The 18713-nt window shown below is 64.9% G+C and carries 15 protein-coding genes; 13 read left to right on the top strand and 2 right to left on the bottom strand.

Annotated features, from left to right (window positions below):
- Window positions 1-16 precede the first annotated feature (16 nt).
- Window positions 17-1174, top strand: a complete 1158-nt coding sequence (locus tag HYH08_RS28305; protein WP_220013114.1) for a M20 family metallopeptidase — start codon at window positions 17-19, stop codon at window positions 1172-1174.
- The gene (gene trmB, locus HYH08_RS28310) at window positions 1171-1881 is read left to right on the top strand and encodes a tRNA (guanosine(46)-N7)-methyltransferase TrmB (RefSeq protein ID WP_220013115.1); all 711 of its coding nucleotides are present in this window, start codon (window positions 1171-1173) and stop codon (window positions 1879-1881) included. The genes HYH08_RS28305 and trmB overlap by 4 nt, the downstream gene beginning before the upstream one ends.
- On the opposite strand, the gene HYH08_RS28315 is transcribed toward trmB, so the two are convergent.
- Window positions 1878-2960: a DUF2336 domain-containing protein gene (locus HYH08_RS28315; protein ID WP_220013116.1), complete on the bottom strand. Its 1083-nt coding sequence runs from the start codon at window positions 2958-2960 to the stop codon at window positions 1878-1880. The genes trmB and HYH08_RS28315 overlap by 4 nt on opposite strands.
- Window positions 2961-3327: 367 nt before the next feature.
- Here HYH08_RS28315 and rimP point away from each other — a divergent pair, with 367 nt between their 5' ends.
- From rimP to pnp, 8 genes are all read left to right on the top strand, one after another.
- Window positions 3328-4083 (top strand): ribosome maturation factor RimP, encoded by a 756-nt coding sequence (rimP, locus tag HYH08_RS28320; RefSeq protein WP_220013117.1) that lies wholly within the window; start codon window positions 3328-3330, stop codon window positions 4081-4083.
- Window positions 4084-4085: 2 nt separating this feature from the next.
- The gene (gene nusA, locus HYH08_RS28325) at window positions 4086-5696 is read left to right on the top strand and encodes a transcription termination factor NusA (RefSeq protein WP_220013118.1); all 1611 of its coding nucleotides are present in this window, start codon (window positions 4086-4088) and stop codon (window positions 5694-5696) included.
- Window positions 5697-5718: 22 nt separating this feature from the next.
- Window positions 5719-6402, top strand: coding sequence for an RNA-binding protein (locus tag HYH08_RS28330; protein WP_220013119.1), 684 nt, complete (start codon window positions 5719-5721; stop codon window positions 6400-6402).
- 70 nt (window positions 6403-6472) lie between these two features.
- The gene (infB, locus tag HYH08_RS28335) at window positions 6473-9193 is read left to right on the top strand and encodes a translation initiation factor IF-2 (RefSeq protein WP_220013120.1); all 2721 of its coding nucleotides are present in this window, start codon (window positions 6473-6475) and stop codon (window positions 9191-9193) included.
- Window positions 9194-9349: 156 nt separating this feature from the next.
- A complete protein-coding gene (gene rbfA, locus HYH08_RS28340; RefSeq protein ID WP_220013121.1) occupies window positions 9350-9793 on the top strand; it encodes a 30S ribosome-binding factor RbfA in 444 nt (147 codons plus the stop codon).
- On the top strand, window positions 9790-10908 hold the full coding sequence (truB, locus tag HYH08_RS28345) for a tRNA pseudouridine(55) synthase TruB (protein ID WP_220013122.1): 1119 nt from the start codon (window positions 9790-9792) through the stop codon (window positions 10906-10908). The genes rbfA and truB overlap by 4 nt, the downstream gene beginning before the upstream one ends.
- A 2-nt stretch (window positions 10909-10910) precedes the next feature.
- Window positions 10911-11180, top strand: a complete 270-nt coding sequence (gene rpsO, locus HYH08_RS28350; RefSeq protein ID WP_018644188.1) for a 30S ribosomal protein S15 — start codon at window positions 10911-10913, stop codon at window positions 11178-11180.
- 461 nt (window positions 11181-11641) lie between these two features.
- On the top strand, window positions 11642-13804 hold the full coding sequence (gene pnp, locus HYH08_RS28355) for a polyribonucleotide nucleotidyltransferase (RefSeq protein ID WP_220013123.1): 2163 nt from the start codon (window positions 11642-11644) through the stop codon (window positions 13802-13804).
- Window positions 13805-14029: 225 nt separating this feature from the next.
- Here pnp and katG read toward each other — a convergent pair whose 3' ends face one another.
- Window positions 14030-16195, bottom strand: coding sequence for a catalase/peroxidase HPI (gene katG, locus HYH08_RS28360; protein WP_220013124.1), 2166 nt, complete (start codon window positions 16193-16195; stop codon window positions 14030-14032).
- Between the two features lie 115 nt (window positions 16196-16310).
- Here katG and HYH08_RS28365 point away from each other — a divergent pair, with 115 nt between their 5' ends.
- The 3 genes from HYH08_RS28365 (at window position 16311) to HYH08_RS28375 (ending at window position 18641) form a co-directional block, all read left to right on the top strand.
- Window positions 16311-17246 carry a hydrogen peroxide-inducible genes activator gene (locus HYH08_RS28365; RefSeq protein WP_220013125.1) on the top strand — a complete coding sequence of 312 codons (936 nt, stop codon included), beginning with the start codon at window positions 16311-16313 and terminating at the stop codon, window positions 17244-17246.
- Window positions 17246-17710 carry a GNAT family N-acetyltransferase gene (locus HYH08_RS28370; RefSeq protein WP_220013126.1) on the top strand — a complete coding sequence of 155 codons (465 nt, stop codon included), beginning with the start codon at window positions 17246-17248 and terminating at the stop codon, window positions 17708-17710. The genes HYH08_RS28365 and HYH08_RS28370 overlap by 1 nt, the downstream gene beginning before the upstream one ends.
- Window positions 17711-18008: 298 nt before the next feature.
- Complete coding sequence (locus HYH08_RS28375; RefSeq protein ID WP_228748113.1) at window positions 18009-18641, top strand: hypothetical protein; 633 nt, start codon at window positions 18009-18011, stop codon at window positions 18639-18641.
- Window positions 18642-18713 lie beyond the last annotated feature (72 nt).

The raw sequence follows: 18713 nt of genomic DNA on the forward strand, positions 1-18713 counted from the left end.
ATGCGCGCCCTTTCAGATGATGCGACTTGAAGGCATAGATGCGCCCATGGCGAGCTACAACTGGTTCGATACCCAAACTATTCTCGACGGCATCCGGCGCTGGGTGGAGATCGAGACGCCGACGGAAGCGCCTGAACAGGTCAACAAGCTGATGTCGCTGGTCGCCGACCAGCATCGCGATCTACCCGTCACGCTCGAACGCGTCGCCGGCGTCGACGGCCGCGGCGATCATCTGCTGGTCCGTTCGGACTGGGGCCAGGACCAGCCGGGCATCCTGGTGCTGAGCCACCTCGATACCGTTCATCCCCTCGGCTTCATCGAGCGCCTGCCGTTCAAGGTCGAAGGCGACAGCGCATTCGGTCCCGGCATCTACGACATGAAGGGCGGCGCCTATATCGCCCACCACGCGTTTGCCGCGCTCTGCGCCGACGGCAATCGTCCGCCGCTCGGCATCACCCACATGTTCACCTCCGACGAGGAGATCGGCAGCCCGACCTCGCGTGCGCTGATTGAGAAGGAAGGACGCAGGGCCAAATACGTTCTGGTGACGGAGCCGGCGCGCGACGGCGGCAAGATCGTCACCGGACGCAAGGGTGTCGGACGGTTCGAGGTCTTCATCAAGGGCGTGCCGGCACATGCGGGCTCGCGACCCGAGGACGGCCGCAGCGCCATCCGCGAGCTCGCCAACATCATCACGGCGCTGGAAGCGATGAACGACCTTGAGCGCGGCGTCACCGTCAATGTCGGCGTGGTGCGCGGCGGTACGCGTCCCAACGTGACGCCGGAAGAAGCCTATGCCGAAATCGATCTGCGCGTGCCGAGCTTCAACGATGCGAACGAGTTCGTCGGCAAGATTCTCGGGCTGACATCGAAGACCGAGGGCGTCACCGTCAAGGTCACCGGCGGGCTCAACCGTCCGCCTTACGAGAAGGGCAATGCCGGCGCCTCGCTCTACGAGCACGCCAAGACTCTCGCCGGCGAGATCGGCTTCGAGCTAATCGACACCCATACCGGCGGCGGCTCCGACGGCAATTTCACCGCGCCCCACACCGGCACGCTGGACGGGCTCGGCGTCGACGGCAAGGGCGCGCACACCCATTATGAGCAGCTCTATGTCTCGTCGCTCGCGCCGCGCGCGCGGCTGCTCTATCGCCTGTATCAGACGCTGCGATGAGCGAGCGCAAGTCGGATCCCGATCGCGACGACAGCGAGCGTGCCTTCTTCGGGCGCCGCAAGGGCCACAAGCTCAGGCAGCACCAGGCCGACCTGATCGACAATCTGCTGCCGCATCTTGCACTCGACATCGAGAGCGAGAAGCCGGCTGACGCCCGCGAGATATTCGATCCCGCCGCCGAGGACGTGCGGCTCGAGATCGGTTTCGGCGGCGGCGAGCATCTTGCGGCGGAAGCGCAGAACTTTCCCACGACCGGGTTCATCGGCTGCGAGCCCTATGTCAACGGCATGGCCAAGATCCTCGCGCAGATCGAGGCCGCCAACATCGCCAACATCCGCCTGTTCGCGGGCGATGCCGCCGAGTTGCTGGCATGGCTGCCGCCGGCATCGCTGTCGCGAATCGATCTGATCCATCCCGATCCATGGCCGAAGCGGCGGCACTGGAAACGGCGCTTCGTCCAGGACAGGACGATCGCCGCGATGGCGCGCGTGCTCAAAGGAGGCGGCGAATTCCGCTTCGTCTGCGACATCGACGATTACTGCGCCTGGACGCTGTCGCACCTTGCGCGCTCTGTCGATTTCAAATGGCTTGCCGAGCGCGCCGACGATTTCCGGCAGCCATGGGACGGCTACACCATGACGCGCTATGGCCGGAAGGCCACCCGCGAGGGACGCAAGACGACTTATCTGCGGTTCAGGCGCGTTTAGATCGTCTGCCGGTTGCGCCAGAATTTCACGACGCGGTCGGCCGTCGACGGCATCAGGCGCGTGAAGTTTGCACGGGCCTGCTCGAGATCGGCATCCGCCGGCGTGCGATGCGGGCCGTGCCACATCAGGATCAGCGCGCGCACCGTGGGCCAGCCCAGGTTCAGCATCCGCCCAAGAATCAGAATCGGATCGTAGCGGTCGCCCGAGATCAGACGATCGAGGATCGAGAGGCGGATGCCGGCCATCGCCGAGAGCGAGGCGACCGCTTCCTCGTATTTGTGCGCCTTGGCAAAGCCGAGCAGCGCGCTTTCGCCGAGATGGCCCTCGCGGTGCAAGGTCAGCACGGTGCGCTGCGCCGCGGAGAAATCGCGCCGCGGCCCCGGCGGCAGTGCAGCCTCCTCGATCGCGGCCATCGCCCGCTTGATCTCGACCTGGCGCGCGGGATTGACCACGGTGGAGAGGCGGCGACGGATGACGTCGAGCGTGCCGTTGAGAAGCTCTTTCAGGTGCTCGCCCGAGAGATCATCGCGCTGGCCGATCTTCAGCGTCAGCACGCCGTCCCGCGCCGCGCGCTTGATCAGCTCGGAATAGCTGCCGGGCGAGAACACCGCGCCCGCATTGCCGGCGGCGCGCCGCACCACGTCGCGATCGCCGCGCTCGACCAGCACGTCGGTGATGACGGAAGACAAAGCGGGGCGCTCCGTCATCGCCAGCAGATGGCCCTGGCCTTTCAGCCGCGCGATCTCGACGAGCGCAGCATCATCGAGCACGGGCGAGCGGCGCAGCACGGGGCCTGCCACCATGATCTCGTTTTCGCGCGCGAGCTGGTTCACCAGATGCGGCGGCGCGTTGTCGAGGCGCGAGAAGCGTTCGGCGAGATCGACCCGCGAGGTCAGCTCGGCATGCGGGACAAGATCGATCAGGAGATCGTCGAAGAGATCGATCAGCTCGGGACGAAGCTTGGCGGGATCCTGGAAGAACAGATCGGAGATGGCGCGCGCGATTTCGCCACGACGCCGGGGATCGCCGCGTTTGACGATCTCGTCCAGTCCAGGGATGAGCGACGTGGCAACGGTCATGAAAACGCTAACTCGTACAGGGCACGCCGCGGGTGCGCCCTTGGTCCAAGCCGCCCCACAATCAGCGAATCTAGGCCTCGGAGGTGAAGGAAGCGTTGCGCGCGGGGGCCGCGAACCGGCGCAAAAAGCCCCGTTCGGCCCGCGATGGGCCTTGTCCAGGCGGGCGGAAAGGGCTATATCAGCGCCAATTCATCTTCTCATACGATCCGCGTAGTGAGAGTGGGCCCGAAAGGACCCGCTCTTTTTTATTACCTGAATGCGGCTCGGCGGAAGATGCGGCCCGACGCCGTCGGGTAAGTTCCGGAGCGGGCTCTGACGTTTAAGCAAGCGTTAACCATCGAAACCATCGAGCGCCTTGACCCCTGATATGACCGAACCGAACGCTGGTTCCACCGATGCCGAGTTGCTGGCCGAGCCGAGGCTCGTGGTCGAGCCCGGCGTCGCGGCGCGGGTGTCTGCGGTCGCAGCGCCGGTGCTCGAGGGCATGGGCTACCGCCTGGTGCGAATCCGCATCTCGGGCGAGGCCGGCTGCACCGTTCAGATCATGGCCGAGCGGCCGGACGGATCGATGCAGCTCGAGGATTGCGAGGCGATCTCGCGGGCGCTGTCGCCGGTGCTCGATGTCGCCGACCCCATCGATCGCGCCTACCGGCTGGAAATCTCCTCGCCGGGGATCGACCGTCCGCTGGTGCGCCGTTCCGATTTCGAGCGCTATTCCGGCCATCTGGTGAAGATCGAGATGGCGGTCGCCCATGAGGGCCGCAAGCGGTTCCGCGGCACGCTCGGTGCCGTCGAGGGCGACCGCGTCCATCTGCATCGCGACGACGCCAAGGCTGGCGACGATGCCGACGTCCTCCTGACCATGGAGGATATCGGCGAAGCCCGCCTGGTGCTGACCGACGAGCTGATCGCCGAATCGATGCGCCGCGGCAAGGCCGAGGAGCGCCAGATGCGCCGCGATCTCGGCCTCGCGCCGCCACAAGCGCCGCACGCCGAGATCAGCGCGAAGACCACCAAGAATACCAGGCCGAAGAAGAAGCCGGCCCCGACCAATACCAAGAAACATCGCCTTGCCGCCGAACGCGCGCGGCGCGGCGAAATCGATCCTGACCAAGGAGACTAGCCATGGCAGTCAGCGCCAATCGACTTGAATTGCTCCAGATCGCCGACGCCGTTGCGCGTGAGAAATCGATCGACCGCGGCATCGTCATCGCGGCGATGGAAGACGCCATCGCCAAGGCTGCCCGAGCCCGTTACGGCAGCGAGACTGACGTTCACGCCGAGATCGACCCGAAGAAGGGCGAGCTCAGGCTGTCGCGCCACATGCTGGTCGTCGACAAGGTCGAGAACCACTCCAACCAGATCTCGCTGGTCGACGCGCAGCGCGCCAATCCGGGCGCGCAAGTCGGCGACACCATCGCCGACACCCTGCCGCCGCTGGAATACGGCCGCATCGCCGCGCAATCGGCCAAGCAGGTCATCGTGCAGAAGGTGCGCGAGGCCGAGCGCGACCGGCAATATCAGGAATTCAAGGACCGCATCGGCGACATCGTCAACGGCGTCGTCAAGCGCGTCGAATATGGCAGCGTGATCGTCGACCTCGGCCGCGGCGAAGCCATCATCCGCCGCGACGAGATGCTGCCGCGCGAAGTGTTCCGCAACGGTGACCGCGTCCGCGCCTACATCTTCGATGTCCGCCGCGAGACGAGAGGTCCGCAGATCTTCCTGTCCCGCACCCATCCGCAGTTCATGGCAAAACTGTTCGCGCAGGAAGTGCCGGAAATCTATGACGGCATCGTCGAGATCAAGGCGGTGGCCCGCGATCCGGGTTCGCGCGCGAAAATCGGCGTGATTTCCCGCGATTCCTCGGTCGATCCGGTCGGCGCCTGCGTCGGTATGCGCGGCTCGCGCGTGCAGGCCGTGGTGAACGAACTCCAGGGCGAGAAGATCGACATCATTCCCTGGTCGCCCGACATCGCAACGTTCGTGGTCAACGCGCTGGCGCCGGCGGAAGTCTCCAAGGTCGTCATCGACGAAGACCGCGAGCGTATCGAGGTCGTGGTGCCCGACACCAACAACCAGCTCTCGCTGGCGATCGGCCGCCGCGGCCAGAACGTGCGTCTGGCCTCGCAGCTCACCGGCTGGGACATCGACATCCTGACCGAGCAGGAGGAATCGGAGCGCCGCCAGGCCGACTTCGAGAACTCCACCCGCGTCTTTATGGAATCGCTCAACGTCGACGAGGTGGTCGGTCAGCTGCTGGCGTCCGAAGGCTTCACCTCGGTCGAGGAACTCGCCATGGTGGACCTCAAGGAGCTCGCCGGCATTGAGGGTTTCGACGAGGAGACCGCGCAGGAGCTGCAGAGCCGCGCCCGCGAATATCTCGAGCAGCAGGAAGCCGAGATCGAAGCCCGCCGCAAGGAGCTCGGCGTCGAGGACGCCCTCAAGGACGTGCCCGGCGTCACCTCCAAGATGCTGGTGAAGTTCGGAGAGAACGACATCAAGACGGTCGACGACCTCGCCGGCTGCGCCACCGACGACCTGGTCGGCTGGACCGAGCGCAAGGAAGGCGGCGAGCAGACCAAATATCCGGGTGCGCTCGACGGTATCGACATTTCCCGTGACGATGCTGAAGCCATGATCATGCAGGCCCGCGTCAAGGCCGGCTGGATCACCGAAGCCGATCTCGCCAAGCCGGCCGAGGAGGCCGAGGCGACCGAAGATCAGCCGGCTTAAGGGCGAAGGAGATGTCGCCCGGATGCTTGCCAGCGCTGACAGCGAACTTGATCATGGACCGCGGGCCGAAAGGTCCGCGACCATGCGCATGTGTGCGGTCAGCCGCGAGGTCCGGCCGATCGACGAGCTGATCCGCTTCGTCGTTTCGCCCGACGGGCAGATAGTTCCCGATCTCAAGCGCAAGCTGCCCGGCCGCGGCATGTGGGTCACCGCCTCGCGTGAGGTGGTTGCGGAAGCCGTGCGGCGTCACCAATTTAGTAAGGCCTTCAAGCGCGAGCTGCGCACCCCTCAGACGCTTCCCGCCGACATCGAGGCGCTCCTGGTCAGGAGCGTGACGGAAGCCCTTGGGATCGCTGCCAAGGCCGGTCAGATCGTGGCCGGTTTCGGCAAGGTCGAGAGCGCCCTTCGGGAAGGCACGGTCGAGGTCCTGATCCACGCCGGCGACGGGGCCGCGGACGGAATCCGCAAATTGGACATGCTGGCGCGTCAAAATGCCGGAAATCGCGGCGCCAAGCCGCAGATTCCGGTCGTCACCGCGCTGAAATCGTTAGAATTGGATTTGGCACTGACCCGGTCAAATGTGATACATGCTGCCCTGCTCGCGGGCCCGGCGAGCAAGTCATTCCTGTCACGTAGCCAGATGCTGGTCCGATACCGGATGGCGGACGCTGACAAGACTGCCGAAGAGCCCGGCCAGGATTTCTGAGAGACAACGACGACCCGATAGGACGGTGCGGCAACGCACAACACTGATAAATCAGGATTAGGACTGCTGAATGGTTGATACCAAGACCCCTGACGACAAGAAGCTGAGCGTTCCGAGCAAGACGCTATCGCTCAAGCCGCGCGTCGAAACGGGCACTGTGCGCCAGAGCTTCAGCCACGGCCGCAGCAAGCAGGTCGTGGTCGAGAAGCGCGGCAAGCGCCGTATCGACGGCAGCCCTGAGCCGCAGACGCCCACGGTTGCCAAGCCGGCGGCAGCTGCGCCTGCACCCGCCCCGTCACGCCCGGCACCGCCGCCGCGCAACGCCGGCTCCGGCGTCGTGTTGCGCACGCTGACCGAGGACGAACGTTCCGCCCGCGCCAGCGCGCTGGCCGACGCCAAGATGCGCGAAATCGAAGAGCGCCGCATCGCCGAGGAAGAGGCCCAGCGCCGCGCCGTTCGCGAAGCCGCCGAGCGCGCCGAGCGCGAAGCTGCCGAATCCCGCCGCAAGGCCGAGGAAGAGCGTCACCGTCACGAGGACGAAGCCAAGCGCAAGGCCGAGACCGAAGCCAAGAAGCGGTTTGGCGAAGGCGAGCAGCCGTCTGCCCCGCGTCCCGCAGCTGCCGCTGCGGCCCCGGCCGCCCCGGCGCCGCGTCCCGGCGCACCCGCAGCGCGCCCCGGCGGCCCCGCGACGACCACGGCACGCCCGGGAACCAGCACGACCGCGCGTCCCGGCACGACCACGGCCCGCCCCGCCGGCGGTGGCCCGCTGGGCCGCGCTCCCGCGGTCGCAGCCGGCCCCGACGAGGACGATGGTCCGCGCCAGATCCGTCGCGGTCCCGGCGGCGCTGCACGTCCTGCGGCGGCCCCCAAGACCACCCACAAGCCCGGCCCGCAGAAAGAGCGCGGCCGCCTGACCGTCGTCACGGCGCTCAATGCCGACGAAGTGCGCGAGCGTTCGATCGCCTCGTTCCGTCGCCGCACACAGCGCCTGAAGGGTCATGCCTCGAACGAGCCGAAGGAAAAGCTCGTCCGCGAGGTGACGATCCCGGAAGCGATCACGATCCAGGAACTCGCCAACCGCATGTCCGAGCGCGCGGTCGACGTCATCCGCATGCTGATGAAGCAGGGCGCGATGCACAAGATCACCGACGTGATCGACGCCGACACCGCGCAGCTGATCGCCGAAGAGCTCGGCCACACCGTCAAGCGCGTTGCCGCCTCGGACGTGGAAGAAGGCCTGTTCGACCAGGTCGACGATTCCACCGACACCGAGACGCGTTCGCCCGTCGTGACCGTGATGGGTCACGTCGACCACGGCAAGACCTCGCTGCTCGACGCGCTCCGCCATGCCAACGTGGTCTCCGGCGAAGCCGGCGGCATCACCCAGCATATCGGCGCCTATCAGGTGCTCTCGCCCGAAAGCGGCAAGAAGATCACCTTCATCGACACACCCGGCCACGCCGCGTTCACCGCGATGCGCGCCCGCGGCGCCAAGGTCACCGACATCGTCGTGCTGGTGGTCGCGGCCGATGACGGCGTGATGCCGCAGACGATCGAGGCCATCAACCACGCCAAGGCGGCGCGGGTGCCGATCATCGTTGCCATCAACAAGATCGACAAGCCCGACGCCAAGCCCGAACGCGTGCGCACCGAGCTGCTCCAGCACGAGGTGCAGGTGGAATCGTTCGGCGGCGACGTCGTCGACGTCGAAGTGTCCGCCAAGAACAAGACCAATCTCGACAAGCTGCTCGAGATGATCGCGCTCCAGGCCGACATCCTCGAGCTGAAGACCAATTCGGAGCGCCCGGCCGAAGGCACCGTGATCGAAGCCAAGCTCGATCGCGGCCGTGGTCCGGTCGCGACCGTCCTGGTCCAGCGCGGCACGCTGCGTGTCGGCGACATCATCGTCGCCGGCGCCGAAATGGGCCGCGTCCGCGCGCTGATCTCCGATCAGGGCGAGACGGTGCAGGAAGCCGGTCCCTCGGTTCCGGTCGAGGTGCTCGGCTTCAACGGTCCGCCGGAAGCCGGCGATCGTCTCGCCGTCGTCGAGAACGAAGCCCGCGCCCGCCAGGTCACCAGCTACCGTGCGCACCAGAAGCGCGAGAACGCGGCGGCCTCGATCTCCGGCATGCGCGGCTCGCTCGAGCAGATGATGTCGCAGTTGAAGACGGCGGGCCGCAAGGAATTCCCGCTGATCGTCAAGGCCGACGTGCAGGGCTCGCTGGAAGCGATCCTCGGTTCGCTGGAGAAGCTTGGCACCGACGAAGTCGCGGCCCGCATCCTCCATGCCGGTGTCGGCGGTATCTCGGAATCCGACGTGACGCTCGCGGAAGGTTTCAACGCCGCGATCATCGGCTTCTCGGTTCGTGCGAACAAGGAAGCTGCCGCGGCCGCCAAGCGCAACGGCATCGAGATCCGCTACTACAACATCATCTACGACCTCGTGGACGACGTGAAGAAGGCGATGAGCGGCCTGCTCGCGCCGACCTTGCGCGAAACCATGCTGGGCAATGCCGAGATCCTGGAGATCTTCAACATCTCCAAGGTCGGCAAGGTCGCCGGCTGCCGCGTCACCGACGGCACCGTGGAACGCGGCGCCAATGTGCGCCTGATCCGCGACAACGTCGTCGTGCACGAAGGCAAGCTGTCGACGCTGAAGCGCTTCAAGGACGAAGTGAAGGAAGTCCAGTCCGGTCAGGAATGCGGCATGGCCTTCGAGAACTACCACGACATGCGCGCAGGCGATGTCATCGAGTGTTATCGCGTGGAGACGATCCAGCGCTCCCTGTAAGTCCAAATCTTACCGAAGCGCCCGGATCTTTTTGAGCTGAAATTGCGGGAGTTGCGATGGCCGGACTTGGTCCGGCCATCGCGCCGCATTCGTTTCAACAGGACAAATGACAATGCTCGTGTCCCAAACGCGGGCACGACGAGGTGATTTCCGACGATGCCACGGCACCATCAGAAGAAGAGTTCCGCGACCGGCGGCTCGCAGCGCCAGTTGCGCGTCGGCGAGCAGGTTCGCCACGCGATGGCCGAGATTCTGGCGCAAGGGAATGTGCATGATGCTGACCTCGAAGGTCACATCATCACCGTGCCGGAGGTGCGGATGTCGCCCGATTTGAAACTCGCAACAGTTTACGTGATGCCGCTCGGTGGACGCGACACCGAGATCGTCATCGCAGCGCTCGAGCGCAACAAGAAATTCCTGCGCGGCGAGGTCGCGCATCGCGTTAACCTGAAATTTGCACCTGACATTCGCTTCCGCGTCGACGAACGATTCGACGAAGCGGAACGGATCGAGAAGCTTTTGCGAACACCTGCGGTGCAGAAGGACTTGGACAAGAATTCGGAACAGGATCCGGATTCGGATCGGGAAGAAGAACAATGACGATGGACCCCGCACACGGCACGATCGGCGGTAACGAAGCCGATCAGCGCGACGTGCAGACGAATAATTTCGCGGAGCTCGGCGGCAATTCTCAGCCGCATCAGGAGCCGCGCCGCGTCAACAACGACCCGCGCGCCAAGCAGCAGAAGGGGAACCAGGTGCGCCGCGACCGCCGCGACGTCCACGGCTGGGTCGTGCTCGACAAGCCGATCGGCATGACTTCGACCCAGGCCGTCGCCGTGCTCAAGCGCCTGTTCAACGCCAAGCGCGCCGGCCATGCCGGCACGCTCGATCCGCTCGCCTCGGGCGGCCTGCCGATCGCGCTCGGCGAGGCCACCAAGACGGTCCCCTTCGTCATGGACGGCCGCAAGCGCTACCGCTTCACCGTGTGCTGGGGCGAGGAGCGCGACACCGACGACATCGAGGGCCAGGTCACCGCGACCTCTGACCAGCGCCCAACCCGGGAGGCCATCCTGGCCCTGCTGCCCCGCTTCACCGGCGTGATCGAGCAGGTTCCGCCGCGCTATTCGGCGATCAAGGTCCAGGGTGAGCGCGCCTATGACCTCGCCCGCGACGGCGAAGTCGTGGAACTGGCCCCCCGCCCGGTCGAGATTCACCATTTAACGCTTGTAGATCAACCAGATAACGACCGCGCCGTGTTCGAAGCCGAGTGCGGCAAGGGTACCTATGTGCGGGCACTGGCCCGCGATATGGGCCGGATTCTCGGCACTTATGGCCATATCTGCGCGCTGAGGCGGACCCTGGTCGGCCCGTTTGGCGAAAACGACATGATTCCGCTGGATCAGTTGGAGGCTTTGTGCGATAGAGCCCCGTCCGGCGAGGGTAGCCTCGCGGACGCGCTGATGCCCGTTGAGACCGCGCTGGACGACATCCCGGCACTGGCCGTCACTCGGGCTGATGCGGCAAGGCTCCACCGGGGCCAAGCCGTTTTGTTGCGCGGACGGGATGCGCCCACAAGTAGCGGCACAGTCTATGTCACGGTGGCAGGCCGCCTTTTGGCGCTTGCCGAAGTCGGCAATGGCGAAGTCATCCCCAAGCGTGTGTTCAACCTGACCGGCTTGACTGCCTCAACCGGTCGCAACGAGAGAAATTGACGATGTCGATTGCCGCAGAACGCAAAGCGGAAGTCATCAAGACGAATGCAACCAAAGCCGGCGACACCGGCTCGCCGGAGGTTCAGGTCGCGATCCTGTCGGAACGCATCAACAACCTGACCAACCATTTCAAGACCCACGTGAAGGACAACCATTCGCGTCGTGGCCTCTTGAAGCTGGTTTCGACCCGCCGCTCGCTCCTCGACTACCTGAAGAAGCGGGACGAGGCGCGCTACAAGGCGCTGCTCGAGAAGCACAACATTCGTCGTTAAGAGTTCCTGCGCGCGCCACCGGCGCGCGTTTTCGCGCGTGGTTTCGAACGAAAGCGTTTGTTTAAAGGTTTTTGATCGAGGCTGCGTGCGCGTCGGGTACGCGCCAAAGCGCGATAAGAATCGCACTTTGGATTGTTGTTTGAGCATGATCTTATCGGAAAACCGCTTCGCACTTTTCCGGATCATGCTTGAACGACGCGCATCCGAGGCATGAAGGGCGAAGACCGCAGGTTCGGTGTTCGCGTTCGTGCCGACTGACAGTCCAGCAGCAATCCGGCGGCTGGGCACAACGGGCAAGGCGCCCGTATGACCCGAAAGGATGGACGCCATCCGAAATCCGAAAACCATGGCAGGATCGCAGGACGCTGATCATTCGCTCCGATCAGCGTCCCGCAATCTTGCGCATGGTTTTTGTTTTTCGAAGCGTCCCCTCTTTCGAGAACCCATGAAAGAAGACCTCTATGTTCAATAAGCATTCAGTCGAGATCGACTGGGGCGGACGCCCTCTCAAGCTCGAAACCGGCAAGATCGCCCGCCAGGCCGACGGCGCCGTCGTCGCCACCTATGGCGAGACCGTGGTGCTCGCCACCGTCGTCGCGGCGAAGGCGCCGCGCGAAGGCGTCGACTTCCTGCCGCTGACGGTCGACTACCAGGAGAAGGCCTACGCGGCCGGCCGCATTCCCGGCGGCTATTTCAAGCGCGAGGGCCGTCCGACCGAGAAGGAGACGCTGGTCTCCCGCCTGATCGACCGTCCGATCCGTCCGCTGTTCGTCGACGGCTGGCGCAACGAGACCCAGGTGATCGTCACCGTGCTCTCGCACGACATGGAGAACGATCCCGATATCGTCGCGCTGGTTGCGGCCTCCGCCGCGCTGACACTGTCAGGCGCGCCCTTCAAGGGCCCGATCGGCGCGGCCCGCGTCGGCTTCGCCAATGACGAGTTCATCCTCAACCCGACGCTCGACGAGATGGTCGACACCCAGCTCGACCTGGTCGTCGCCGGCACCGCCGATGCCGTACTGATGGTGGAATCGGAAGCCAAGGAGCTGAACGAGGACATCATGCTCGGGGCCGTGATGTTCGGTCACCGCCACTTCCAGCCGGTGATCAACGCGATCATCGAGCTTGCCGAGAAGGCCGCCAAGGAGCCGCGCGAAGTCACCGTGATCGACAACGCCGCGCTCGAGAAGGAGATGCTCGGCCTGGTCGAGCAGGAGCTGCGCGCCGCCTACGCCATTCCGGTCAAGCAGGATCGCTACGCCGCGGTCGGCAAGGTCAAGGAAAAGGTGATGGCCCACTACTTCCCGGAGGGCCAGGAGCCGAAATACGACAAGCTGCGCGTCGCTGGCGTGTTCAAGGAGCTCGAGGCCAAGATCGTTCGCTGGAACATCCTCGACACCGGCAAGCGCATCGACGGCCGCGACGCCAAGACCGTGCGCAACATCGTCGCCGAAGTCGGCGTGCTGCCGCGCGCCCACGGCTCGGCGCTGTTCACCCGCGGCGAGACCCAGGCGATGGTCGTGACCACGCTCGGCACCGGCGAGGACGAGCAGTACATCGACGCGCTGTCGGGAACGTACAAAGAGACGTTCCTGCTGCACTACAACTTCCCTCCCTACTCGGTCGGTGAGACCGGCCGCCTCGGCGGCACCAAGCGCCGCGAGATCGGCCACGGCAAGCTCGCCTGGCGCGCGATCCATCCGGTGCTGCCGCCGCATCACGAATTCCCCTACACCACGCGCGTGGTGTCGGAGATCACCGAGTCCAACGGCTCCTCGTCGATGGCTTCGGTCTGCGGCGCCTCGCTCGCGCTGATGGACGCCGGCGTGCCGCTGAAGCGGCCGACCGCGGGCATCGCGATGGGCCTGATCCTGGAAGGTTCGCGCTTTGCGGTCCTGTCCGACATCCTCGGCGACGAGGACCATCTCGGCGACATGGACTTCAAGGTCGCCGGCACCGAGCAGGGCATCACCTCGCTCCAGATGGACATCAAGATCGAGGGCATCACCGAGGAGATCATGAAGGTGGCGCTCGGCCAGGCCAAGGAAGGTCGCATCCATATCCTGGGTGAGATGTCCAAGGCGCTGACCGCGGCCCGCGCCGAGCTCGGCGAATACGCGCCGCGCATCGAGACCTTCAAGATCCCGACCGACAAGATCCGCGAAGTGATCGGCACCGGCGGCAAGGTGATCCGCGAGATCGTCGAGAAGACCGGCGCCAAGGTCAACATCGAGGACGACGGTACCGTGAAGGTCGCCTCCAGCGACGGCGAGGCGATGAAGGCGGCGATCAAGTGGATCAAGTCGATCGCGTCCGAGCCGGAAGTCGGCCAGATCTATGACGGCACCGTCGTCAAGGTGATGGAGTTCGGCGCCTTCGTGAACTTCTTCGGCTCCAAGGACGGCCTCGTCCACATCAGCCAGCTTGCCTCGGCGCGCGTGCAGAAGACCACCGACGTCGTCAAGGAAGGCGACAAGGTCAAGGTCAAGCTGCTGGGCTTCGACGACCGCGGCAAGACCCGCCTCTCGATGAAGGTGGTCGACCAGACCACCGGTGAAGACCTCGAGGCCAAGGACAAGGCCGCCGAGGGCGAGAAGGCCCCGCGGGAAGCGGCCGGCGAGTAATCGCTTTCCGTCACATCAGAAATACGAAGGGCGGCCGAAAGGCCGCCCTTTTTGTTTGTGTTCGCTTCGGGTGAGCTGCGCCCTCTCCCACTTGCGGGAGAGGGCTGGGGAGAGGATTTCTCCGCAGAGAGCCTCCCAATGAGGAGAAAGCCCCACCCGCGCCTCCGGCGCGGCCTCCCCCGCAAGCGGGAGAGGCTGCACCGAACCCGAGGCGGGATCAGTGCCTCACGCCACGATGTCGTAGCGATCCAGGTTCATCACCTTGGTCCAGGCCTTGGCGAAGTCCTTGACGAACTTCTCCTTGGAATCCGAGGTCGCATAGACCTCGGCGAAGGCGCGGAGCTGCGAGTGTGCGCCGAAGATCAGATCGACACGCGTGCCAGTCCACTTGACCGCGCCCGTCTTGCGGTCGCGCGCTTCGTAGCTGCCGTCAGCGACCGGCGTCCACTGCGCGCTCATGTCGAGCAGGTTGACGAAGAAATCGTTGGACAGCGTGCCCACCTTGGAGGTGAAGACGCCGTGCTTCGATCCGTTCGCATTGGCACCGAGCACACGCAGGCCGCCGACCAGCACCGTCATCTCGGGGCCGGTGAGCCTCAGAAGCTGCGCGCGATCGACGAGCGCCTCTTCCTGCTGCATGAATTGATGCCGCTTGCCGACATAGTTGCGGAAACCATCGGCCCGCGGCTCCAGAACGGCAAAGGAGGCAGCATCGGTCTGCTCCTGCGAAGCATCCATGCGGCCCGGCGTGAAGCCGACCTTGACGTCGATGCCGGCATCCTTGGCGGCCTTCTCGACCGCGGCGGTACCGCCGAGCACGATGAGGTCCGCCAGCGAGACCTTCTTAGCGCCGGATGACGCATTTAAGTCCTTCTGGATCGCTTCGAGCTTGCCCAGCACCTTGGAGAGCTGCGCCGGCTCATTCACCTCCCAGTCCTTCTGCGGAGCAAGACGGATGCGCGCGCCGTTGGCGCCGCCGCGCTTGTCCGAGCCGCGGAACGTCGAGGCCGAGGCCCAGGCGGTCGAGACCAGCTCGGGGACCGAGAGACCCGAAGCCAGGATCTTGGTCTTCAGCGCGGCGATGTCCTGATCGCTGACCAGCTCGTGGTCCACGGCCGGAATCGGATCCTGCCAGATCAGCGTCTCCTTCGGCACCAGCGGGCCGAGATAACGCTGGATCGGGCCCATGTCGCGATGGGTGAGCTTAAACCAGGCCCGGGCGAACGCGTCGGCGAACTGATCGGGGTTTTCGAGGAAGCGGCGCGAGATCTTCTCGTAGGCCGGGTCCATGCGCAGCGAGAGGTCGGTCGTCAGCATGGTCGGCTTATGCTTCTTCGACTTGTCGAAGGCATCGGGAATGATCGCGTCGGCGCCCTTGGCGGTCCACTGGTTGGCGCCGCCCGGGCTCTTCGTCAGCTCCCATTCGTACTTGAACAGGTTCTCGAAGAAATTGTTGCTCCACTTGGTCGGCGTCGTCGTCCAAGTCACCTCAAGGCCGCTGGTGATGGCATCGCCTGAATGGCCCGATGCGTGCTTGCTCTTCCAGCCGAGGCCCTGATCCTCCAGCGCGCCTGCTTCCGGCTCCGGACCGACCAGCGAGGGATCGCCCGCGCCGTGGGTCTTGCCGAAGGTGTGGCCGCCGGCGATCAGCGCGACGGTCTCTTCGTCGTTCATCGCCATGCGGGCGAAGGTCTCGCGGATGTCTTTTGCCGCGGCGACCGGGTCCGGCTTGCCGTTCGGGCCTTCCGGGTTGACGTAGATGAGGCCCATCTGCACGGCGCCGAGCGGCTCGGCGAGCTGGCGTTCGCCGCTGTAGCGTTCATCGCCGAGCCAGGTGCCCTCCGGACCCCAGTACAGCTCTTCCGGCTCCCACACGTCGACGCGACCGCCGGCAAAACCGAAGGTCTTGAAGCCCATCGATTCCAGCGCGACGTTGCCCGCGAGCACCATCAGGTCGGCCCAGGAGATCTTGCGCCCGTATTTCTGCTTGATCGGCCAGAGCAGACGGCGCGCCTTGTCGAGGTTGGCGTTGTCGGGCCAGCTGTTGAGCGGAGCGAAACGCTGCTGACCGGCGCCGGCGCCACCGCGGCCGTCGGTGATGCGGTAGGTGCCCGCACTGTGCCAGGCCATGCGGATCATGAGGCCGCCATAGTGACCGAAGTCGGCCGGCCACCACTCCTGCGACTCCGTCATCAGAGCGGTCAGATCCTTGATGACCGCGTTCAGATCAAGCGACTTGAATTCCTTGGCGTAGTCAAAACCCTCGTCCATCGGATCGGACTTGGGCGAATTCTTGTGCAGCACCTCGATGCTGAGCTGGGTCGGCCACCAATCGCGGTTCACCCGCGTGGGTTTTCCGCCCGAAAACGGGCACTTCGAAGAGTCGTCCATGAATACCTCCTCTGGCGGCGTCGAACTCGCGCCTTTTGACCAGGTAGAAGCAGTCTAAGCCGGGCATTCGATCAGGGGAAGTTGACTTTAATGATCGCTGCGATAGGATTTTCTGATGGCGAATGTAACAATGCGCCAGCTCCGCTATTTCGACGCGCTGGCGCGCCACGGCCATTTCGGCCGCGCGGCAGAAGCCAGTTCGATCTCGCAGCCGGCGCTGTCGATGCAGATCAAGGAACTGGAGGACGCGCTCGGCGGCTTGCTGCTGGAACGCAGCGCCCGGCAGGTGGCGTTGACCCGGTTCGGCGAGGAGCTCGCGCCGCGCGTCCGCGACATCCTGCGCTCGGTCGACGAGCTCGGCGATTTCGCCCGGGCGTCACAGGACCGCTTCGCAGGCCGCCTCCGCATCGGCATGATTCCGACGATCGCGCCTTACCTGCTGCCCAAGATCACCAAGAATCTCACACGCATGCATCCGGAGCTCGACATCCGCGTGCGCGAGACCATGACGCCGCGCCTGATCCAGGAGTTGGTCGAGGGACGGCTCGACACCGCCATCGTCGCGCTGCCGGTGTCGGAGCCGTCACTGACCGAGGTCGCGCTGTTCGACGAGAAGTTTTTGCTGGTGCGGCCGAGTGCTGACGAGGGAACGCCGGCACCTTCGCGCGAGATGATGCGGGAGATGCGGCTGCTGCTGCTCGAGGAGGGACACTGCTTCCGCGACCAGGCGCTGTCGTTCTGCAACATGCAATCGGCGCCGCCGCGCGAGATGCTGGATGCGAACTCGCTGTCGACGCTGGTGCAGATGGTCAGCGCCGGCATCGGCGTGACCCTGATTCCGGAGATGGCCGTGCCGGTGGAGACGCGATCCGCCTCGGTCTCGCTGACGCGGTTTCGCGATCCCGAACCTTCTCGCACGATCGGCATGGTCTGGCGCAAGACCAGCCCGCTGGCGCGGCAGCTGCTGCAAATCTCCGAAGTGGTCTGCCTGTCGGCCGGCAAGGTGCGCGCGCGACAATCCGTCCGTAGCCAACGGGCGCAGGGCTCCTGATGTCACATCCCATCGTCCGCCCCGCCCGCGCGGATGAATATGACGAGATCGCCCGCGTCTGGATGGAGAGCTGGGTCTCGACCGGGCTCGCCGAAGCCAGCAACTTCCTGCTGGCGAACCTGCGTGCGCGCGTCAGGCGCGAGATCGAGGACGGCTGGACCTTGTTCGCCGCCGACGACAACGGCACCATCGCAGCGATGCTGGCGCTGCATCTGCCAAAGCTCTATCTCGACCAGCTCTTCGTCGCCCCCGCCTATCAGGGCCGGTCGCTCGGCCGCCAATTGCTCGCCTTCACGCGCGCGCAGATGCCCGACGAGATCTGCTTGCGCTGCGTCCGCGAGAACAAGAAGGCTTGGCGCTGGTACGAGCGCGAGGGATTCGTGTTCGAGAAGGAAGACATCTCCCCGGTCACCGGCTTTACGATGAAATGCTACCGGTGGAGACGGCAGAACTTCGCCCTATAATCGGCGGTGGCCGGACGCAGCTTGCTGTTGTCATGATCCCCACCCAGTGTGGTTTGGCCGATAACCTCCCGCCTCTGATCTCCTGGAATCCATGGCTCGAATTGCTGTCCCGCTGGTTGCGCTGCTGTCCGGGTTTGGCGCGGCGGTCGCGCAAACTCCTCCCGCACCCACCGCGCCTCCGCCTCAATCCGCAACGCCGGCCAAGCCGGCGGCCAAGAAGGCAGCACCGAAAGCCAAACCGGCTGCAAAGCAGCCGGTCGCGGCGGAGAGCGGCCCGTGCCGGCTCGGCGTCATCTCGGTGATCGGAGATCGCTACTCCGTCCAGAAGTTTGGCATCACGATCTTCGAAGCTGAAGCAACCGAGGTGCCGATCGACTGGGGCCTCGATGATCTCGTTTTTGCACGGGTGCGCGCAGTGGCAGGCAACGATCCTGGCGTACGCAGGATCGCCTATCCCAAAGGCGTCTTCGAGCCCTTCTATAATCCGAAAACGATCCTGATCCGCGATCCCGGGGAGCGGCTGCCGGACATCGTGCGGAGTTTCACCGCGAATGCGAATTGCGAGCGTTATCTTGTTGCGACCACCTTCAAGGCGGAGCTGCCGAATTCGCACATGATGCTGAACGGCATCGGCACTTACAATCAGGGGGTGGGCAGCATCCTCCGTCACTCGCATCTCTTCGCCATTGTTGCGATCACACTGATCGACGGAAGGAGTTATGAGGAAATCAAGCGCCCCTTTGTGAATTTCGGCGCCAACTTCGCAGCGGGAATGCGGTTGACCGAAGACCCGCTCAACAAACTCGACAACTCATTGTTTCCTGACCCGCCCGCGGCAGCTTCCGCCAGCGCGGCGCTGCGCGAGAGGACGCGTGCACTCGTCACAGACAAGCTCGACCGGGGCCTGCCGGGCTATCTCAAGGAAGATTGAGCCCCAGACCCTCGACCCAGACTGGGTACGTTGCCGTTTCGAGGTGCCGAACTCGACCGCAGCCTTGAGAGA

Origin of the sequence: Bradyrhizobium sp. BR 10289 (genome assembly GCF_019455385.1) — a bacterium.
Lineage (GTDB): Bacteria > Pseudomonadota > Alphaproteobacteria > Rhizobiales > Xanthobacteraceae > Bradyrhizobium.